Below are 2,974 nucleotides of genomic sequence, written 5' to 3'. Positions count from 1 at the left end.
CGTGGACACCAACTGCGAGACGGAGAGGCCGGAAGCAAGCACCTTGCTCTTGAGTGCGTCGATGTCTCCAGCATCAATCAGCTTGTGATCGACAACCGGGACGGGGTCTTGCCAGATGAGCACTTCAGCCGGGACCTCCGGACCCAGATAGCGTGCGCGCGGCCCCATGTCACGATGCGTTAACTTGAACCACGCACGGGCAAATGCGTCGGCAAACTCATCCGGATGCTCGTAGAAGCGCCGCGATACCTTTTCATAAGCAGGATCGAAGCGCAGCGAAAGGTCAGTGGTCAACATGGAAGGTGCGAGACGCTTCGACGGATCGTGCGCATCCTGTACCGTGCCCGCGCCGGCGTCGCCCTTCGGCTTCCACTGGTACGCGCCAGCAGGGCTCTTGGTCAGCTCCCACTCGTAGCCGAACAGGTTCTCAAAGAAGTAGTTGCTCCACTTCGTGGGGGTATTGCTCCAGATGACCTCGATGCCGCTGCCGATGGCATCGCCGCCTTTGCCTGTCTTGAAGTCGCTCTTCCAACCGAGACCCATCTGCTCGATGCCTGCGGCCTCGGGCGGCGCGCCCACATGCGACGCTGGACCGGCCCCGTGCGTCTTGCCAAACGTGTGGCCGCCTGCAATCAGCGCGACCGTCTCTTCGTCGTTCATGGCCATCCGGCGGAAGGTCTCGCGAATATCAACAGCCGCCGCGAGTGGGTCCGGTTTACCGTTCGGGCCTTCCGGGTTGACGTAGATCAGGCCCATCTGCACAGCAGCGAGCGGATTTTCAAGATCTCGTTCGCCGGTATAGCGTTTGTCGCCCAGCCAAGTCGTCTCCGATCCCCAATAGACGGCCTCATCCGGCTCCCAGACGTCAGCGCGCCCGCCGCCGAAGCCAAATGTCTTGAAGCCCATCGACTCCAGAGCAACGTTGCCCGCAAGAACAATCAGATCGGCCCATGAGAGCTTCTTGCCATACTTCTGCTTGACTGGCCACAGCAACCGGCGCGCCTTGTCGAGACCAACGTTGTCTGGCCAACTATTCAGGGGCGCGAATCGTTGCTGGCCTGCTCCCGCTCCACCACGTCCATCGCCGATACGATAGGTGCCCGCGCTATGCCACGCCATGCGCACAAAAAGCGGCCCGTAATGACCAAAATCCGCAGGCCACCAATCCTGCGAGTCCGTCATCAGCGCCACCAGGTCCTTCTTGGCGGCTGCCAGATCGAGGCTCTTGAACTCTTCGGCATAGTTGAAGTTCTCGTCCATGGGGTCGGACTGGTGCGAGTTCAGACGTAGAATGTTCAGGTTCAACTGCTCTGGCCACCAGTCGCGGTTGGAGGGTCCGCTGCCTGCTGCTTGATGGAATGGGCACTTCGCTTCGGCTGACATAACTATTTTTCCCTTCGCTGTATCAATAAGAATCAAGCCCGGACTGTATCCCGGGTGCCTGTCCGTCGTTATCTGCTGTGTCGCTATCTGCTGCGCAGTAAGACATGCGCAACCTTTCTTGGGTTGTCCGACCTAACGAATGTAGCACCATGCAGACAGATAGTTCCAATATATAATTCGCATAATAAGTATAGGTTACGCCTATGGAACTTCATCAATTGCGATACGTCTGCGCCATCGCGGAAACGGGCAGTTTTAGCCGCGCCGCGGAACGCTGTCAGGTGGCCCAACCCTCACTCTCACAGCAGGTGCTGAAACTTGAGGAAGACCTCGGCGCACGGCTCTTCGACCGCCTGGGCCGCAGTATTCGTCTGACAGAGGCGGGGCGAACGTTTTTGCCCCACGCCCGCTCAGTTCTCAACCAGATCGAAGCGGCGCGCTCCAGCGTGGTCGATCATCATGCCGACAATCGAGGAAGTGTGGCGGTGGGCGTCATTCCGACCGTCGCGCCCTATCTCATGCCTCGCTACACGGCGAGTTTTGCGAAACAGTATCCCGAGGCGAAGCTGCGCATTGTTGAAGAAACGACGCCTGTCCTGGTCGAAGCACTGCGTGACTTGACGATCGATCTTGCGATCCTCGCGCTCCCCCTTCGGCACAAAGACCTGGAGTGGTTTCCCCTGCGGACCGAACCTCTGTTTGCCGCGTTGCCCAAAGGTCATCCTCGTGCAGGCGTCAAACTGCTGGGCCTCAAGGACCTCCGTGGCGAGACCTTCGTGATGCTGCGCGATGGACACTGCTTCCGCGACCTCAGCATCTCAGCCTGCACCCATGCCCGCGTCACACCGCGCATCGCGTTCGAGAGCGATCAATTCAGCAGCCTCTTCGGAATGGTTGCCGCCGGTGTCGGCGTTTCGCTTGTTCCCGAAATGGCGATTGACCGCAGCGCCGGCTGCCGCTACGTCCGCCTCAGCGATGCGCGCGCCACACGCACCATCGTTGCAGCCGTTTTGCGCGGGCGCAGTTTCAACCGTGTTCAGCAGGCATTCCTCGCAGGGATCAAGCGCCAGAAGTAGCAGAATTTGATTAAACAAAGAGCCCCATCCAATAAGGATGGGGCTCTTGAAATTATGCCGGCGATCACCTAATCTCCCACACACTTACGCGTGCAGTACCATCGGCCCAACGAGGCTTAACTTCCGTGTTCGGGATGGGAACGGGTGTGACCCTCGCGGTAAACTCACCGGCAAACTTGAGAATCTCGCTCGCGCGATCTTCCACAACTGAATAGATTGAGCAGACATTTACCAAAAACGTATTAGTTATATCTCGTATAACTACAAAGCTTGTATTGAATGACTCTTAGAACAGTGGACTTCACTGCGCAGAGTAAATTCTATGGACAAGCCGAACGGGCGATTAGTACTGGTAAGCTACATGCATTACTGCACTTCAACCTCCAGCCTATCAACCAGGTGGTCTTCCTGGGCCCTTCATTTCCCTTTTGGGTTGGGAGATCTCATCTTAGAGCGTGCTTCCCGCTTATATGCATTCAGCGGTTATCACAACCGAACTTCGCTACCCAGCCGTG

Annotated in this window: 2 protein-coding genes and 2 rRNA genes; 1 reads left to right on the top strand and 3 read right to left on the bottom strand. The window is 57.7% G+C overall.

The genetic code is table 11. The annotated features are described in order from the left end of the window. Window positions 1–1,383: peroxidase family protein (locus VFU66_RS06995; RefSeq protein ID WP_326445525.1), on the bottom strand; the 1,383-nt coding region annotated here is incomplete at its 3' end. Window positions 1,384–1,586: 203 nt separating this feature from the next. Between VFU66_RS06995 and VFU66_RS06990 the strand changes: the two genes are divergently transcribed. Next, the gene (locus VFU66_RS06990; protein ID WP_326445524.1) at window positions 1,587–2,459 is read left to right on the top strand and encodes a LysR family transcriptional regulator; all 873 of its coding nucleotides are present in this window, start codon (window positions 1,587–1,589) and stop codon (window positions 2,457–2,459) included. A 55-nt stretch (window positions 2,460–2,514) separates the two neighbouring features. Here the strand turns inward: VFU66_RS06990 and rrf are convergent. After that, window positions 2,515–2,631 (bottom strand): 5S ribosomal RNA (gene rrf / locus VFU66_RS06985). 150 nt (window positions 2,632–2,781) lie between these two features. Then, window positions 2,782–2,974, bottom strand: a 23S ribosomal RNA gene (locus tag VFU66_RS06980); the annotation flags it as partial.

The organism is Edaphobacter sp., assembly GCF_035763405.1.
Classification (GTDB): Bacteria; Acidobacteriota; Terriglobia; order Terriglobales; family Acidobacteriaceae; genus Edaphobacter.
This window is presented reverse-complemented; position numbering and strand designations above follow the sequence as displayed.

Coding starts and splice junctions, on each gene's coding strand:
- VFU66_RS06990 (WP_326445524.1), top strand. CDS start 1,587: ATGGAACTTCATCAATTGCGATACGTCTGCGCCATCGCGGAAACGGGC.